Origin of the sequence: Burkholderia reimsis, from assembly GCF_003294055.1 — a bacterium.
Classification (GTDB): domain Bacteria; phylum Pseudomonadota; class Gammaproteobacteria; order Burkholderiales; family Burkholderiaceae; genus Burkholderia; species Burkholderia cepacia.
The window spans coordinates 85828-101589 of record NZ_QMFZ01000033.1; the positions used below are offsets into that span (position 1 = coordinate 85828).

Consider the following 15762-nt stretch of genomic DNA (forward strand, 5'->3'; position numbering starts at 1 on the left):
ACGCTGGAGCGAATATCACCGCGAGCGGGCCCTATAATGGCGCACCTATCCGAATAACTCCGCGCGTACAGCCCCGGCCGTGCGCGCCTGCGGTGCACTCATCGATGCAGAAAGTCATCCTGCCATTCCTGTCCGGCTTCCTGGCCGCCCTGTTCTTTCGCGAAGCCACGCTCGCACTCCTTCATACGGCCGACCTGATCGCCGCAACCGGCTTCTCCACGCAGCCGTTCGCGCCGCTCGGCATTCCTGAATTTGTCGCGAATGCGCTGATCAGCGCATGCTGTGCGATCCCGATGGCGTGGCTGCTGCGCGTCTCGCCGGAACGCGAGGCATCGTGGATCGGCGCGCTGGTGTTCGGCGGCATCGTGCTGACGGCCGCCCGCGTGTTCGCGATCGATCCGCTGCGCGGGATCTGGCCGTCGGGCAACATGATGCCCGTGCTCGCCGCCGGCTTCGCGGCAAACGCGGTATGGGGCTTCGGCGCGCTCGTGTTCATGCGCGCGTTCATGTCGGACGACGCCGGCGACGAGTAACGCGGACGCAAGCGCCACGCCCTTCGGCCGCCGGGCGGTCGACATCCATGCAAAAGGCCGCCTGCACCTGCAGGCGGCCTTTTCGTTTCCGGCTCGCGCGTCGGTCGGCCCGACGTCAGTCCTGCAGATTCCGCAGCGGATGCGTGTCAGGTGTCCACGGGCTGTCGAACATCGCGAGCACGTCTGCACGATCGATATCGGCGGACGACTTGAAACGCCAGACCGGCTGGTGGTCCTTGTCGACGATCAGCGCGCGCACGCCTTCGATCACGTCGCCACGCGCGAACGTCGAGCGCGTGAGGTCGAGATCGCGCCGCAGGCAATCGGCCATCGTCGCGCCGCGTGCACGTTCGACGACTTCGAGCGACACGGCCATCGACAGCGGCGACAACTGTTCGCGCATCGCATGAGTCGCCTTCTCGACCCATCCGTCGACGGCCGCGCAATCCTGCTCGGCGTCGAGCGACGCGAGAATCGCGCCGATGTCGGGCTGCGCGAAATGCCGGTCGATCCCCGCGCGCGCGTCGGCCAGCGCCGACGTGTCGGGCGTCGGCACGACCTTGTGTGCGGCGGCCGCTTCGGCTACGCACGCGACGGCCTGCGCGCCGCTGTCGATGCGCGCGTGGCGCAGCGTGTCGAGCAGCGCCGGCAGCGCGGCATCGGGCAGATAGACGTCGGCGAGCTGCGCGTACAGCGCGCCGGCAGCGTCGAGCGTCGCGCCGGTCACGGCGAGATAGCGGCCGATCGCGCCGGGTGTGCGCGCGAGGAACCAGCTCATCCCGACGTCCGGGAACAGGCCGATACGCGTTTCCGGCATCGCCATCTTCGTCGAGTCGGTCACGACACGCAGGCCGCCCGTATGCCGCGCCGCCTGCGAAATGCCCATGCCGCCGCCCATCACGACGCCGTGCATCAGCGCGATGTAAGGCTTCGGATAGGTGAAGATCGCGTGGTTCAGCGTGTATTCGTCGATGAAGAACGTATCGACCGCATCGCGGTCCCCGCGCTGCCATGCGTCATGGAAGAAGCGCACGTCGCCGCCCGCGCAGAACGCGCGCGGATGCGGGCTGTGCACGACGATCGCGACGACCTCGGGATCGTCGCGCCACGCGTCGAGCGCCTGCTGCATCAGCCGGATCATGCCGACCGACAGCGCGTTCAGCGCCTTCGGGCGGTTCAGTTCGAGAAAGCCGATGCGGTTCGCGACATACGCGCGTACGTCGGGCTGGGCGGATTCGGCGGAACCGGCTGCGGAAGTGGAGGTGGAATCGGTCATGAGGGCCATCCGGCAAATGGCAGTCGCACGCTCAGTGCGCCTGCATCTTCGAAAACAGGTTCAGCACGACGACGCCCGCGATGATCAGGCCGAGGCCGATCACGGCCGGCAGGTCCGGCACCTGGCGATAGAGCAGCATCGCGACGAGCGTGATCAGCACGATGCCGGCACCCGACCAGACGGCATAGATGATGCCGACGGGCATCGTGCGCAACGTGAGCGACAGGCAGTAGAACGCGATGCCGTAGCCGGCGACGACGAGCGCCGACGGCCAGAAGCGCGTGAAGCCGTCCGCCGCGCGCAGCGCGGACGTGCCGACCACTTCCGCGACGATCGCGATCGCGAGCCATGCGTAACCGGGAAGCTGCATCGCTCAGCTCCTTGCGAGGGCCAGCACGGCGTAGTCGTGGCCGAGCTCGGCACACAGCACCTCGACGACGAATTCGTGATCCGCGCGTTGCGGCAGCCCGGACGCGGTGATCGAGCCGATCACGCCGGCGCCGGCGACGGTCAGCGGAAACGAACCCCCGTGCGCCGAATATTCGGCGATCGGCAGCCCGTGCTTGTCCGCCAGCGTCGCGCCCGCCTGCTGCATGCGCAGGCCGATGGCGTACGAGCTGCGGCGGAAATGCGCGACGACGTTGCGCTTGCGGCGCACCCAGTCGGCGTTGTCGGGCGTGGCGCCGGCGAGCGCCGCGTAGAACAGCGGCTGGCCGAACGTGACGATGTCGAGCGCGACCGCATGGCCGCGAGACGCCGCGAGCGCATGCATCCGGTTGCCGAGCGCCCACGCGCGGGCCGGGTCGAAATGGGGAAACACGAGCGCCTGTTCCTGCGCGCCGATCGATTGCAGATCGTGAGCGATGTCCATGAATCCGTCGATGCAGTAATGAGAGTTGCAACGGCGCCGATGCGATCGCGCACGGCGCCGCTGGCGAAGAGGCGAAACAAACCGTTCGATTCTAGCGCACGCGCCCGACGTACCGTCCCTACAAGACACGACGCGCGATTGTCAGAAAGTGCTTGCACCCGTTCGGGTAACTCCTTATAATTCACTCCTTCGACGGACGCGGGGTGGAGCAGTCTGGCAGCTCGTCGGGCTCATAACCCGAAGGTCGTAGGTTCAAATCCTACCCCCGCAACCAACGTCCAGATTCATGCAAAAAGCCCGGCTCCGTGCCGGGCTTTTTGTTTTCCCGTCGCATTTCCCGCCCCTCTTCGCGCATCCGCACCTTCCGCTTCGCGCGACACGCGGCCGGCATGCGCAGCCGTTCAAGAATGCCGCGACCCGGTGATACACTCGCATCACCTCGTCCCTTCCACTCGACATGAAATTCTGCTCCGTCTGCGGTCACGAAGTCATCGCGCGCATTCCTCCGGGCGACAACCGCGAGCGCTTCGTCTGCGATCACTGCGGCACGATCCACTACCAGAATCCGCGCAACGTCGTCGGAACGGTCCCGGTCTGGGGCGATCAGATCCTGCTGTGCCGCCGCGCGATCGAACCGCGCTACGGGTTCTGGACGCTGCCCGCGGGCTTCATGGAAATGGGCGAGACGACGGCCGAAGCCGCCGCGCGCGAAACGCTCGAGGAAGCCGGTGCGCGCGTCGAGGTGCAGAACCTGTTCACGCTGCTCAACGTGCCGCACGTGCACCAGGTCCACCTGTTCTACCTCGCGCGGCTCACCGATCCGGGATTCGAAGCCGGCGAGGAAAGCCTCGAAGTGAAGCTGTTCGACGAAGCCGACATCCCGTGGGACGAGATCGCGTTCCCGACCGTCAGCCAGACCCTGCGATTCTTCTTCGCCGATCGCGCCGCCGGCGACTACGGCGTGCACACCGGCGATATCTTCCGCTCGCTGCGCAACGGCTGAGCCCTCGCCCCATGGTCCCCTGGCTCGGCCCGGACGATCCGTTTCCGCCCATCGAACGCGCGCTCGGCCCCGCGACCGGCGCGCCGGGGCTGCTCGCCGCGAGCGCCGACCTGCTGCCGTCGCGCCTCATCGACGCATACCTGCGCGGCATCTTCCCGTGGTATTCGGACGGCCAGCCCGTGCTGTGGTGGAGCCCCGACCCGCGCATGATCCTCGTGCCGGCCGAGTTCAAGGTGTCGCCTTCGCTGCGCAAGACGCTGAAGCGCGTGCTGCGCGAACCCGAATGGGAAGTGCGCGTCGACCACGACTTTCCGGGCGTGATGCGCGCCTGCGCGCAGGCGCCGCGCCGCGGGCAGCGCGGCACGTGGATCACGGCCGAGATCATCGATGCATACACGTCGCTCTACCGGTCCGGCAACGCGCACAGCATCGAGACCTGGCGCGACGGGCGACGCGTCGGCGGCCTGTACGGCGTGTCGTTCGGGCGGATGTTTTTCGGCGAGTCGATGTATGCGGACGCGACCGACGCATCGAAAATCGCGCTGGCCACGCTCGTCGCGCACCTTCGCGAGCAGGGGCTGGAAATGATAGACTGCCAGCAGAATACGTCGCATCTAGCGTCGCTCGGCGGCCGCGAGATCGCACGCAAGGCCTTTGTCGCTCACGTGCGCAGCGCGGTAGCCGAACCGCCGATTCCGTGGCAGTTCGACAAGCGCGTGCTCGCCGCGCTGACGGGCCGCGCCGAAACGGCGCCTCCCTCCGGAATCGAGCGCTAGCGCGGCACTCCCTCCCTGCAACGAGAGCTGCCCATGACTCATCCGACTGAGCTGCCGCTTTCACCGCTTTCGGCGCTGCAATTCTATGCAACGGCGCCCTATCCGTGCAGCTATCTGGACGGCCGCGTCGCGCGCTCGCAAGTCGCGACGCCGAGCCACCTGATCAATTCCGACATCTATACCGAGCTCGTGAAGGCCGGCTTCCGGCGTTCGGGCGTCTTCACATACCGCCCGTACTGCGACGGCTGCCGTGCCTGCGTGCCGGTGCGCGTCCCCGTCGACGCGTTCGCGCCGTCGCGTACGCAGCGCCGGATGTGGAAGCGGCATCGCACGCTCGTCGCGACGGTTTCGCCGCTGCACTACGACGAAGAGCATTACGCGCTCTACATGCGCTACCAGTCCGCACGCCACGCGGGCGGCGGCATGGATCGCGACAGCCGCGACCAGTACGAGCAATTCCTGCTGCAGAGCCGGATCAATTCGCGCCTCGTCGAATTCCGCGACCTCGACACACCGGGCGGCGAGCCCGGCAGGCTGCGCATGGTCAGCATGATCGACATCCTCGGCGACGGACTGTCGTCCGTTTACACGTTCTTCGAGCCCGACGACCAGCACACGAGTTACGGCACCTACAACATCCTGTGGCAGATCGAGCAGGCCAGGAGCCTCGGCCTGCCCTACGTGTATCTCGGATACTGGATCCGGGAGAGCCCGAAGATGGCCTACAAGGCGAACTTCCACCCGCTCGAAGGGCTGATCGACGGCCGCTGGAAGATACTCGATCCGGATCGGATCGACCTGCCGCCCGTCGACGCGGCACTGGCCCGCGCGCCATTGCCGGGCGGACATTCCGGCTCGGGCTGACACGCGCTGCGGGGGCGAGGACGCGAAGCGCGCCCCTGCCGCTCAACTCCCGGTAAAATAGCGGGTTGTCATCCATTCCGGCTGTCCGCCCTATTCCCGTGTTCAGTTCCCTTTATCCGCTGGCCCGCGCATCCCTGTTCAAGATGGATGCGGAAGACGCTCACCACCTCACGCTGCGCGCGCTCGGCGCGGCCGGCCGCACGGGCCTTGCCTGCGCGCTGTCGGCCCGCGTGCCCGACGCGCCGCGCACCGTGATGGGGCTCACGTTCCGCAACCCGGTCGGCCTCGCGGCAGGCCTCGACAAGGACGGCGCGGCCATCGACGGCCTTGCGGCACTCGGCTTCGGCTTCATCGAGGTCGGTACGGTCACGCCGCGTCCGCAGCCCGGCAACCCGCGCCCGCGGATGTTCCGCCTGCCGCAGGCCGAGGCACTGATCAACCGGATGGGCTTCAACAATCACGGTGTCGACCAGTTTGTGAAGAACGTCCAGGCTGCCCGCTATCGGGGCATCCTCGGCCTGAACATCGGCAAGAACGCCGATACGCCGATCGAGCGCGCCGCAGAGGATTACCTGTACTGCCTCGAGCGCGTGTACCCGTTCGCGAGCTACGTAACGATCAACATCTCGTCGCCGAACACGAAGAACCTGCGCCAGCTGCAGGGCGCGGGCGAGCTCGACGCGCTGCTCGCGGCGCTGAAGGACAAGCAGCAGCGCCTCGCCGACCTGCACGGCAAGCTCGTGCCGCTCGCGCTGAAGATCGCGCCCGATCTCGACGACGAGCAGGTCAAGGAAATCGGCGACACGCTGCTGCGCCACAAGATCGAGGCAGTGATCGCCACCAACACGACGCTGTCGCGCGCGGCCGTCCAGGGCCTGCCGCATGCGGACGAAGCCGGCGGCCTGTCGGGCCGCCCCGTGTTCGACGCGTCGAACGAAGTGATCCGCAAGCTGCACGCGGAAGTCGGCAGCGAAGTGCCCATCATCGGCGTCGGCGGCATTTTCTCGGGCGAGGACGCCCGTGCGAAGCTCGCGGCCGGCGCAGCGCTCGTACAGCTCTATACCGGCTTCATTTACCGCGGCCCCGCGCTCGTCGCGGAATGCGTGAAGGCCGTCGCCCGCGAACGCACCGCGTAATATAGGCATAAACAAACGGTATTTAGAGGTCGATTGCATTTTTGCTATCATCGGCCCTCGTTACCAGAATCAATGACCCGGACAGGGCAAGGAAACACACGATGAAGATTGCGCTGCTGAAGAAGCTGCTGGTTGCCGGCCTGATCGGCACGTCGCTCGCTGCCGCCACCGCGCATGCGGCCGACCTCCTCGACCAGGTGAAACAACGCGGCACGCTGCGGGTCGGCCTCGAAGGCACGTTCCCGCCGTTCAACTCGAAGAACCCGCAAGGCGAACTCGTCGGCTTCGACGTCGACATCGCGAAAGCCGTGGCCGCGAAGCTCGGCGTGAAGGCGGAATTCGTGACGACCGAATGGAGCGGCATCATTGCGGGTCTGCAGGCCGGCAAGTTCGACGTGATCTCCAACCAGGTCGGCATCACCGACAAGCGCAAGGAAACGCTCGACTTCTCGCCGCCTTACACGTTTTCGTCCGCGCAGCTGATCCAGCGCAAGGACGACACGCGCGAGTTCAAGTCGCTGGATGACCTGAAGGGCAAGAAGCTCGGCGTCGCGCTCGGCACGAACTACATGGACATGGCGAAGTCGGTGCCCGGCATCGACGTGAAGACGTACCCGGGCGCGCCCGAGTACCTGCGCGATCTCGCGGCCGGCCGACTCGACGCCGCGCTCAACGACCGCCTGATGCTCGCGTACCTGACGAAGAATTCGCAACTGCCGCTGCGCCCGGGCGCGAACGTCGGCTCGGCGAACCCGTCGGGCATCCCGTTCAAGAAGGGCAATCCGAAGTTCCAGAAGGCGATCGACGACGCGATGGCGCAACTTGAGGCCGACGGCACGTTCACGAAGATCTCCGACAAATGGTTCGGCATCGACGTGACGAAACCGATCAAGTAAGCACGCCTGCATTTCCCGCCGGACGGCGGGCCGGAAAGGGCGGCATCCGTAACGATGCCGCCCTTTGTTTTGTTCGTCCGGTTTATGATTGCGCTTTCGCGCACGCATTCGATTCGTATTCCATGTCGACAACGTCCCTGCTCGTCCAATCGCTGCCGGTGCTCGCCCAGGGTGCCGTGCTGACCGTCAAGTTCGCCGTGCTGTCGATGGTGTTCGGCCTGCTTGGCGCCGTCGTGCTCGCGATGATGGGCATCCGGCAAAGCGAAGCGCTCGACGGCTTCGAACGCATCTGGGTCAACGCGCTCGCGTGGCTGGCGCGGGCGTACGTGAGCCTGATGCGCGGCACGCCGCTGCTCGTGCAGATCTTCGTCATCTATTACGGGCTGCCGAGCCTCGGCATCTCGCTCGACCCGACGCCCGCCGGCGTCATCGCGCTGTCCGCGAACGTCGCGGCGTACATGTCGGAAAGCATGCGCGGCGCGATCAACGGGATCGCGCGCGGCCAATGGCTCGCCGCGTACAGCCTCGGGCTGTCGTGGGGGCAAACGCTGCGCTACGTGATCGGTCCGCAGGCGCTGCGCATCGCGGTGCCGAGCCTGTCGAACAGCCTGATCAGCCTGATCAAGGACACGTCGCTCGTGTCCGTGATCACCGTGACCGAACTGCTGCGCAGTGCGCAAGAAGTGATCGCGGCGACCTATCAGCCGCTGCCGCTTTATCTCGCCGCCGCGGCCGTGTACTGGATCCTGTGCCAGGTCCTCGAATGGGTGCAGCGCTGGTACGAAAAACGCCTGTCGCTGCCGACGCGGCACTGAGCACCGGCCGTTCGCCGGGCCGCCCGCGCGCGCCCGGCGCCTTCCTTCCCGCTTACTCGCCCGAATAGCGCACGCCGAGCGCCGCTCGCGCGGCATCGGTCATCGCGATCATCTGCCGCGAATGATCGTGCGTCATGATCGGGCTTTCGGTCTTGCCTGCGCGCAGCAGGTCGCAGAAGTGCGCGGTCTCGTAGTTCAATCCGCCGCCTTCAGCCGGTGCGTCGAGTTCGACGGTGCGCCCGTCCGCATAGCGGATCGTCGCGCGCACCGGGTTCCACCACTTCTCGTGAATCGTCACGTGGCCGCCGGCTGCGGCAATCAGCGCGTCGCCACGCCCCATCACGTCGAGCCCGCAAAAAAGTTGTGCGATCCCGCCGTGCGCATGCACGCTGTTCAGGCTCGCGAACAGGTCGACACCCGTCGAGCCGACGCGGCCGAGCGTCTGTACGTCGAGCGCCGCACCGAGCCAGTCGACCGCGAGAAAGGTCTCGTAGATCCCGATATCGAGCAGCGCACCGCCCGCGCGATCGAGGCGATAGACGGAATGGTCGCCGGGTACCGACGACGACGCGCACCCTGCCCGTACGAGCCGGATCTCGCCGATCGGATCGTCCTGCAGGTGCGCGCGCAACTGGCGGTACAGCGGGAAGAACGGCGGCTTCATCGCCTCCATGAAAAGCCGCCCGGCGTCGCGTGCCGCTTGCAGCACGGTGTCGAGCTGCGCCGCGTTCAGCGTCGCGGGTTTTTCGCACAGCACGGCCTTGCCGGCGGCAAGCGCGGCCAGCGTGTACTGCGCGTGACTGTCATGGAGCGTCGCGATGTAGACCGCGTCGATATCGCTCGCGAGGAGTGCTTCGAGGCTTGCGGCAGGCGAACCGCCGTGCGCGCCGCAAAAGGCTGCCGCGGCGTCTGCGCGGCGGGCCCAGGCACCGGCGAGCGTGGCGCCCGGCACATGTGCGAGGCTTTGCGCGAAGCGGCGCGCAATGCTGCCTGCGCCGATGATGCCGAAGCGCACCGGGCGATGGTCGTTGTCGTTCATCCAGATCTTCCGTGTCGGTCGTATGACGATGGCCGGCACGCTGCCGGCCGGACGTCATGATAAACGGCCCGGCGGCACACGGATGAGCGAAACGCGCCGCGTCAGGCGCGCATGGGCACGTCGACGGAGAAATCGCGCGAGATCTCGTCGGCGCTGAAATCGATCAGCGCGAGCGAAGCGGCTTCGGCTTCGCGCGGGTCGCGCCGCTCGATTGCGTCGACCACACGCGCATGCGCCTTCACCACGACGTCGTGCGCGCCCTCCTTCTGCACGACACGCGGATTCACGAGGCGCACCGCGCCGCGTACGATCGCCGCCATCTGCTGGAAGAACTGGTTACCGCTCGCCTGAACGATCCGCGTGTGCAGCAACTCGTCCGCCGTGTCGTAGCCGGGGTCGCCCGGCTGCAGCACCTTGAACGCATCGAACGCTTCACGGATGCCCGCGATGTCCGCCGCCGTTGCGCGCACTGCCGCCTGCGCGGTCGCGCGCGGTTCGATCAGCATCCGGAATTCGATGACGTCGCGCATGAACTGCGGATCGGGTTTCGCCCGGAAGCGCCAGCTCACCACGTCTTCGTCGATCATGCGCCAGTCGCGCATCGGACGCACGCGCGTGCCGACTTTCGGACGCACGTCGAGCATGTCGCGCGCAAGCAACATCGACAACGCTTCCCGCATCACGGTGCGACTCACATCGAACTCTTTCGACAGCACGTCCTGCGGCGGCAAGATGCCGCCGTACTTGTCTTCGACGATACCCGAGACAAGCCCATCCATCACTTTGGCGACCAGTGACCGGTCTTTGCCCTGCTCCATGACACCTCCCCGTGCGTCGATTTGCGAACACCTGCTCCGCAGTTCCGCCGGCCCTGGTTACGACTGTTCTTATGATCTATAAGTTGATGAGTTCGAGGACATTTCGCTATCTGGTAAACACCTGACAGGGTTATCCCTCTTTTTGACGGGGTGATTTATACGGCTAAAAATAAGGCCCGGGAAGCGCATTGCGCCTACCGGGCCCCGAATTCCACAAGATTTAAACATTCAGTTCATTACGGTACATGGCATACCGTTACGGACTGCTTTCCATATCTTTCAATTAGCCGAATAAACGATCGTTTCAACGCCGTTTTCCGTGCCGAGCAAGCACAGATTCGCGCCGCGCTCGGCGAACAGGCCGACCGTCACGACGCCCGGCCATGCGTTCACCTGCGCTTCGAAGCCGCGCGGGTCGGCGATCTGCAGCCCCTTCACGTCGATGATCTCGTTACCGTTGTCGGTGATGTACGGCGCACCGTCCTTCGTCACGCGCAGCACGGGCACGCCGCCGAGTGCGGTCACGCGCCGGCCGATCGCCGTGCGTGCCATCGGCACGACTTCGATCGGCAGCGGGAACGCGCCGAGCACCGGCACGCGCTTGCTGGCGTCAGCGATGCAGACGAACGTGTCGGCCACCGATGCGACGATCTTCTCGCGCGTGAGCGCACCGCCGCCGCCCTTGATCATCGCGCCGCCCGCGTCGATCTCGTCGGCGCCATCGACGTACACCTGCAGCGAGTCGACCTCGTTCAGGTCGAACACCTTGATGCCGTGCGATTTCAGGCGTTCGGTCGTGGCGACGGAGCTCGACACGGCGCCGCGATAGCGCGCCTTGACGACGGCGAGCGCGTCGATGAAGCAGTTGGCGGTCGAGCCGGTGCCGACGCCGATCACGGCACCTTCCGGCACGTTCTGGATCACGTAGTCGGCGGCGGCCTGGCCGACGAGGCGTTTGAGTTCGTCTTGAGTCATGGAGTGGTAAAGCTGCGGGATTGCGGAAAACCGCCAGTTTACCGGAGTCGGATGACGGCCCGCGTTTTTCGGCGTGCGGTGCGCCGCGGGTTCAGGGCTCATCTGCCGCGGGTTGCGTGCCGGCGAAGTACTTGTCGAGCAACGCCTGCGCGATCGCATCGGTTTCGGCGTCCGGATTACCCGCGTAGTCGGCCGGCCTGAAATGCATCTGAAACGCCGCGAACACGCGTCGCGTACGTTCGTCGAGCACGCCGTCGGTCGCCACGTCGTAGCCGTAGCGCGCGAGCTTGAGCTGCAGTTCGCGCACGTCGACCGGCGCATGCGGATCCCGACCGGCGAGCCGCGCCGCCACGGTCGCGGCGTCCGGCCACGCACCGACACCGGCCTGCGCCAACGCATGCCATGGGAACAGCGGCCCCGGATCGATCTTGCGTTGTGGCGCGATGTCGCTGTGCCCGACCACGCGCGTCGGCGGAATCGCGTATCGCGCGACGATGTCCTTCGACAGCCGGGTCAGTGCGGCGACCTGCTCGGGCGGATACGGCTGCCAGGTGCGGTTCTGCGGATCGAGCGGGCCGCGGTTCACGTTCTCGATGCCGATCGACACCGCGTTCAGCTCGGTCGTGCCCTGCCACTCGCTGACGCCCGCGTGCCATGCGCGCTCCGATTCCGGAACAAGCTGGTAGACGACGGGCAGCCCGCGCTCGATGCGCGGCTGAGGCGGGATCACGTAATGCACGCTGACCGAATCGCCCGTCAGCGTGCGCAGCGATTTCGCCTCGTCGCTTTCGGTGTAATGCATCACGAGAAAGCGGATCCGGGAATCGGCACCGCGCGCGTGCAGGCTCGTGTCGGCATAGTAGGTGCCGCGTTCGACGAGCGTCGGCGACGTGCAGGCAGCCAGCAGGCACAGCACGGCGCAGGATGCGCCTATGCGGAACAGGGTCATCGGTCGCGCGCTCCGGAGGGCCGCGTGCCGCACCGGATCGCGGCACGCGTCGTTCGGGTCATTCGAGGCCCGCGCAAGCCGCGCGGGACGGGCTGCGTCAGCCCTTCACGCGCCGCTGGCGCACGGCTTCGTACAGGCACACGCCGCTTGCGACCGACACGTTCAGGCTTTCGACGCTGCCGGCCATCGGAATGCTCATCACTTCGTCGCAGGTGTCGCGCGTGAGCCGGCGCATGCCTTCGCCTTCCGCGCCCATCACGAGCGCGACGGGGCCGTCGAGCTTCGTTTCGTAGAGCGTTGCCGAGGCTTCGTCCGACGTGCCGATGACCCACACGCCGGCGTCCTTCAGCTCGCGCAGCGCACGGGCGAGGTTCGTCACCGTGATGTACGGCACCGTATCGGCCGCGCCGCTCGCCACCTTGGCGGCGGTCGCGTTCAGGCCGACCGCACGGTCGCGCGGCGCGATCACCGCGTGCGCACCGGCCGAATCGGCGACACGCAGGCATGCGCCGAGGTTGTGCGGATCGGTGACGCCGTCGAGCACCAGCAGCAGCGCGGGGCCCTGGATGCCGTCGAGCAGTTCGGACAGGTTCTGCGCGAGCGGGATGTCCTCGACACGCGCGACGACGCCCTGGTGGCGCTCGGTATGTGCGAGGCCCCACAGACGCGTTTCATCGGCCGCGATCAGCCGCACGCCCGCTTCCTTCGCGGCGTGCAGGAAGTCCTGCATGCGGCGGTCGCGGCGCGTCTGGTCGTACAGCACCTCCGCAACCGTCGATGCATCGTGCCGCAAACGTGCGGTCACCGCATGAAAACCGTAAAGAACCTTCAGACGTGACATGACTGGAACAACCTTCGATCAAACGTGCGGCCGCGCGACGCGCGCAGCCGCGATCCATGGAAAAGGAAAGCGCCGCGTTGCCGGCCGATGACCGGTAACGCGGCGTCTCTCGATACTGCAGGGCGTGCGCATGGCGCCGCCCCGAACGCTCAATACTTCTTGCGGGCGCGGGTCTTCTTCGCGGTCGGCTTCGCCGCCGCACCGCCGCCGCCGTTGCCGGCACTACCGCCCTTCTTCTTCGCGGCGGCACGCGCGGCGCGCGCGTCCTTCACCGCGACGCTCGGCGCGCTCGCGGCCTTCTTGCGGCGCGGCGCGGGTTCTTCCGCCTGCGGCAGAGCACGGACACGCGGGCCGTTACGGTCGATACCGCCGCCAGCCGAAGCCGGCGCGGGCGACGGACGCGGCGCCTTCACCGGCGTATCGCGCACGAGGCGGAAGTCGATCTTGCGCGCGTCGAGATCGACACGGCTCACCTGTACGCGCACGCGATCCGACAGACGATAGCGGATGCCCGTCCGTTCGCCGCGCAGCTCGTTCTTGATTTCGTCGTACTGGAAGTAGTCCGAGCCGAGTTCGGTGACGTGCACGAGCCCTTCGATGAAAAGCGTGTCGAGCTGCACGAAGATGCCGAACGACGTGACGCCGTTCACCATCCCGCCGTACTCCTCGCCGAGCTTGTCGCGCATGAAGTAGCACTTGAGCCAGGCCTCGACGTCGCGCGACGCTTCGTCCGCGCGGCGCTCGTTCGCCGAGCAGTGCAGGCCGAGTTCTTCCCAGATCGCCGTATTCGAGCGCGAGCGGCCGCGCGTTTCGTCGTCGGCCTGCTGCATCGCACGGGCGCGAGGCGACAGCGCGGTGTTCAGCTCGAAGCCGTCCGGTGCCTTCGGCACGTATTTCTTGCCGGACAGGATCGCGTAGATCGCGCGATGCGTGAGCAGGTCCGGATAACGGCGGATCGGGCTCGTGAAGTGCGCGTACGCCTCGTAGGCCAGGCCGAAGTGACCGATGTTGTCCGGGCTGTAGACGGCCTGCTGCATCGAGCGCAGCAGCATCGGCTGCAGCATCTGTGCATCGGGCCGGTCGCGGATCTGCGCCATCAGCGCCGCGTAGTCGCTCGCATGCGGCTTGTCACCGCCGCCGAGCGACAGGCCCATGCCGCGCAGGAACGCACGCAGGTTCTCGAGCTTCTCCGGCGTCGGCCCCGCGTGCACGCGGTACAGGCCCGGATGCTTGTTGCGCTTCAGGAAATCGGCCGCGCAGACGTTTGCGGCCAGCATGCATTCCTCGATCAGCTTGTGCGCGTCGTTACGCTGGCGCGGCACGATCTGCTCGATCTTGCCCTGCGAGTTGCAGACGATGTAGGTCTCGGTCGTGTCGAAGTCGATCGCGCCGCGCTTCTGCCGCGCGGCGAACAGCGACTTGTAGACGCCGTACAGATCCTGCAGGTGCGGCAGCAGGTCCGCGCGGCGCGCGGCCTCCGGCCCCTTCGTGTTCGACAGCACGGCCGCGACTTCGGTGTACGTGAGGCGCGCAGCCGAATGGATGACGGCCGGGTAGAACTGGTACGCCTTGATCTCGCCGCGCCCGGTGATCACCATGTCGCACGCGAGCACGCAACGGTCGACCTGCGGATTCAACGAGCACAGGCCGTTCGACAGCTTCTCCGGCAGCATCGGAATCACGCGGCGCGGGAAGTAGACCGACGTGCTGCGCTCGAGCGCGTCGGCATCGAGCGCGCTCCCAGGCTGTACGTAATGCGACACGTCGGCGATCGCGACGATCAGCCGGTAGCCGTCGCCGCGGCCGACCTTCACCGGCTCGCAGTAGACGGCATCGTCGAAGTCGCGTGCGTCCTCGCCGTCGATCGTCACGAGCGGCACGTCGCGCAGGTCGACGCGGAAACGCAGGTCGGTCGGCCGCACCTTGTCGGGCAGCGCGGCGGCTTCGTCGAGCGCCGGCTGGCTGAATTCGTGCGGCACGCCGTACTTGCGCACCGCGATTTCGATTTCCATGCCCGGATCGTCGATGTCGCCGAGCACCTCGACGACACGGCCGAGCGGCTGCGAATGGCGGCTCGGGAAATCGGTCAGCTCGACGACGACGACCTGCCCGACCTTCGCCTTCTTCACGTTCTGCGTGATCAGGATGTCATGGCCGATGCGCTTGTCTTCCGGTGCGACGATCAGCGCGCCGTTCTCGTTGAGCAGGCGGCCGATCACGCGCTTGTTCGCGCGCTCGGTGACTTCGACGACGTGCCCTTCCGGGCGGCCGCGGCGATCGTAGCCGACGATCCGCGCGAGCACGCGATCGTTGTGCATCACCTTCTGCATTTCGCCGTTCGGCAGGAACAGGTCGTCCTGGCCGTCGTCGCGGATCACGAACCCGTAGCCGTCGCGATGCCCTTGCACGCGCCCGGCGACGAAGTTCGACGGATGGGTCAACTGGTAGTGGCCGCGCTTGTCGAGGCGGATCTGGCCGTCGCGCTCCATCGCGGCGACACGCCGGAAGAACCCCTCGCGCTCCTGACGCTTGATCGACAGTGCTTCGGCGATGTCGTTGGCGGCCAGCGGCGCGTCGCTCGTACGCAGCACGCCGAGAATCTCTTCACGGCTCGGAATGGGGTACGGATATTTGCTCAAGGGTTTGTCGATGATTGTTCTCGTTGCGTTGACTGATGGTGCACGGCATCAACATAGAGGTGTCCTTCAGACAGTTCTATATTGACGGCGGCGGGTCATTCTATCACCCGCCTGTGTCGCCAAATGACGGGGAATGCCGCCGGCAGGCGCGGCGGAGCCCGGTTTGCAGTGCATCGCAAAAAAGTGTTGACACGATTAATTGGGGCGCTATAATTTCGCTTCTTTGCAGCAAGCAGCTACTGCAAAACGTGCCCAGGTGGCGGAATTGGTAGACGCACTAGGTTCAGGTCCTAGCGGTGGCAACATCGTGGAGGTTCGAGTCCTCTCCTGG

Annotated in this window: 16 protein-coding genes and 1 tRNA gene; 8 read left to right on the plus strand and 9 right to left on the minus strand. The window is 66.5% G+C overall.

Annotation, left to right across the window (positions count from 1 at the left end; all coding sequences use genetic code 11):
- Nucleotides 1-104 precede the first annotated feature (104 nt).
- The gene (locus DPV79_RS30750; RefSeq protein WP_006484223.1) at nucleotides 105-533 is read left to right on the plus strand and encodes a hypothetical protein; all 429 of its coding nucleotides are present in this window, start codon (nucleotides 105-107) and stop codon (nucleotides 531-533) included.
- Between the two features lie 115 nt (nucleotides 534-648).
- Here DPV79_RS30750 and DPV79_RS30755 read toward each other — a convergent pair whose 3' ends face one another.
- From DPV79_RS30755 to DPV79_RS30765, 3 genes are read right to left on the minus strand one after another with little or no spacing between them, the layout of a single operon-like run.
- Nucleotides 649-1809, minus strand: coding sequence for an enoyl-CoA hydratase/isomerase family protein (locus tag DPV79_RS30755; RefSeq protein ID WP_059861797.1), 1161 nt, complete (start codon nucleotides 1807-1809; stop codon nucleotides 649-651).
- 31 nt (nucleotides 1810-1840) lie between these two features.
- Nucleotides 1841-2179, minus strand: a complete 339-nt coding sequence (locus DPV79_RS30760) for a DMT family transporter (RefSeq protein WP_021161565.1) — start codon at nucleotides 2177-2179, stop codon at nucleotides 1841-1843.
- Between the two features lie 3 nt (nucleotides 2180-2182).
- Nucleotides 2183-2680: a heme-degrading domain-containing protein gene (locus DPV79_RS30765; protein WP_048020686.1), complete on the minus strand. Its 498-nt coding sequence runs from the start codon at nucleotides 2678-2680 to the stop codon at nucleotides 2183-2185.
- A gap of 197 nt (nucleotides 2681-2877) precedes the next feature.
- On the opposite strand from DPV79_RS30765, the gene DPV79_RS30770 reads away from it, so the two are divergent.
- The 7 genes from DPV79_RS30770 (at nucleotide 2878) to DPV79_RS30800 (ending at nucleotide 8170) form a co-directional block, all read left to right on the plus strand.
- Nucleotides 2878-2954 (plus strand) — tRNA-Met (locus DPV79_RS30770).
- Between the two features lie 183 nt (nucleotides 2955-3137).
- The gene (locus DPV79_RS30775) at nucleotides 3138-3683 is read left to right on the plus strand and encodes an NUDIX hydrolase (RefSeq protein WP_021161562.1); all 546 of its coding nucleotides are present in this window, start codon (nucleotides 3138-3140) and stop codon (nucleotides 3681-3683) included.
- Nucleotides 3684-3694: 11 nt separating this feature from the next.
- On the plus strand, nucleotides 3695-4459 hold the full coding sequence (gene aat, locus DPV79_RS30780) for a leucyl/phenylalanyl-tRNA--protein transferase (RefSeq protein WP_113047242.1): 765 nt from the start codon (nucleotides 3695-3697) through the stop codon (nucleotides 4457-4459).
- 33 nt (nucleotides 4460-4492) lie between these two features.
- Nucleotides 4493-5323: an arginyltransferase gene (locus DPV79_RS30785; RefSeq protein ID WP_048020690.1), complete on the plus strand. Its 831-nt coding sequence runs from the start codon at nucleotides 4493-4495 to the stop codon at nucleotides 5321-5323.
- Between the two features lie 98 nt (nucleotides 5324-5421).
- Complete coding sequence (locus DPV79_RS30790; RefSeq protein ID WP_021161559.1) at nucleotides 5422-6459, plus strand: quinone-dependent dihydroorotate dehydrogenase; 1038 nt, start codon at nucleotides 5422-5424, stop codon at nucleotides 6457-6459.
- A 101-nt stretch (nucleotides 6460-6560) separates the two neighbouring features.
- The gene (locus DPV79_RS30795) at nucleotides 6561-7355 is read left to right on the plus strand and encodes a cystine ABC transporter substrate-binding protein (protein ID WP_048020692.1); all 795 of its coding nucleotides are present in this window, start codon (nucleotides 6561-6563) and stop codon (nucleotides 7353-7355) included.
- Between the two features lie 122 nt (nucleotides 7356-7477).
- Nucleotides 7478-8170: an amino acid ABC transporter permease gene (locus DPV79_RS30800; protein ID WP_039358850.1), complete on the plus strand. Its 693-nt coding sequence runs from the start codon at nucleotides 7478-7480 to the stop codon at nucleotides 8168-8170.
- A gap of 52 nt (nucleotides 8171-8222) precedes the next feature.
- Here DPV79_RS30800 and DPV79_RS30805 read toward each other — a convergent pair whose 3' ends face one another.
- The 6 genes from DPV79_RS30805 to rnr form a co-directional block, all read right to left on the minus strand.
- Nucleotides 8223-9209: a Gfo/Idh/MocA family protein gene (locus DPV79_RS30805; RefSeq protein WP_113047243.1), complete on the minus strand. Its 987-nt coding sequence runs from the start codon at nucleotides 9207-9209 to the stop codon at nucleotides 8223-8225.
- Between the two features lie 101 nt (nucleotides 9210-9310).
- The gene (locus DPV79_RS30810; protein WP_021161556.1) at nucleotides 9311-10027 is read right to left on the minus strand and encodes a FadR/GntR family transcriptional regulator; all 717 of its coding nucleotides are present in this window, start codon (nucleotides 10025-10027) and stop codon (nucleotides 9311-9313) included.
- Nucleotides 10028-10306: 279 nt separating this feature from the next.
- A complete protein-coding gene (gene rpiA, locus DPV79_RS30815) occupies nucleotides 10307-11002 on the minus strand; it encodes a ribose-5-phosphate isomerase RpiA (protein WP_027787641.1) in 696 nt (231 codons plus the stop codon).
- 91 nt (nucleotides 11003-11093) lie between these two features.
- Nucleotides 11094-11951, minus strand: a complete 858-nt coding sequence (locus DPV79_RS30820; RefSeq protein WP_059552076.1) for an N-acetylmuramoyl-L-alanine amidase — start codon at nucleotides 11949-11951, stop codon at nucleotides 11094-11096.
- A 97-nt stretch (nucleotides 11952-12048) separates the two neighbouring features.
- Nucleotides 12049-12792 carry a 23S rRNA (guanosine(2251)-2'-O)-methyltransferase RlmB gene (gene rlmB / locus DPV79_RS30825; protein ID WP_021161555.1) on the minus strand — a complete coding sequence of 248 codons (744 nt, stop codon included), beginning with the start codon at nucleotides 12790-12792 and terminating at the stop codon, nucleotides 12049-12051.
- A gap of 149 nt (nucleotides 12793-12941) precedes the next feature.
- Nucleotides 12942-15431, minus strand: a complete 2490-nt coding sequence (gene rnr, locus DPV79_RS30830; protein ID WP_059484518.1) for a ribonuclease R — start codon at nucleotides 15429-15431, stop codon at nucleotides 12942-12944.
- Between the last annotated feature and the right edge of the window lie 331 nt (nucleotides 15432-15762).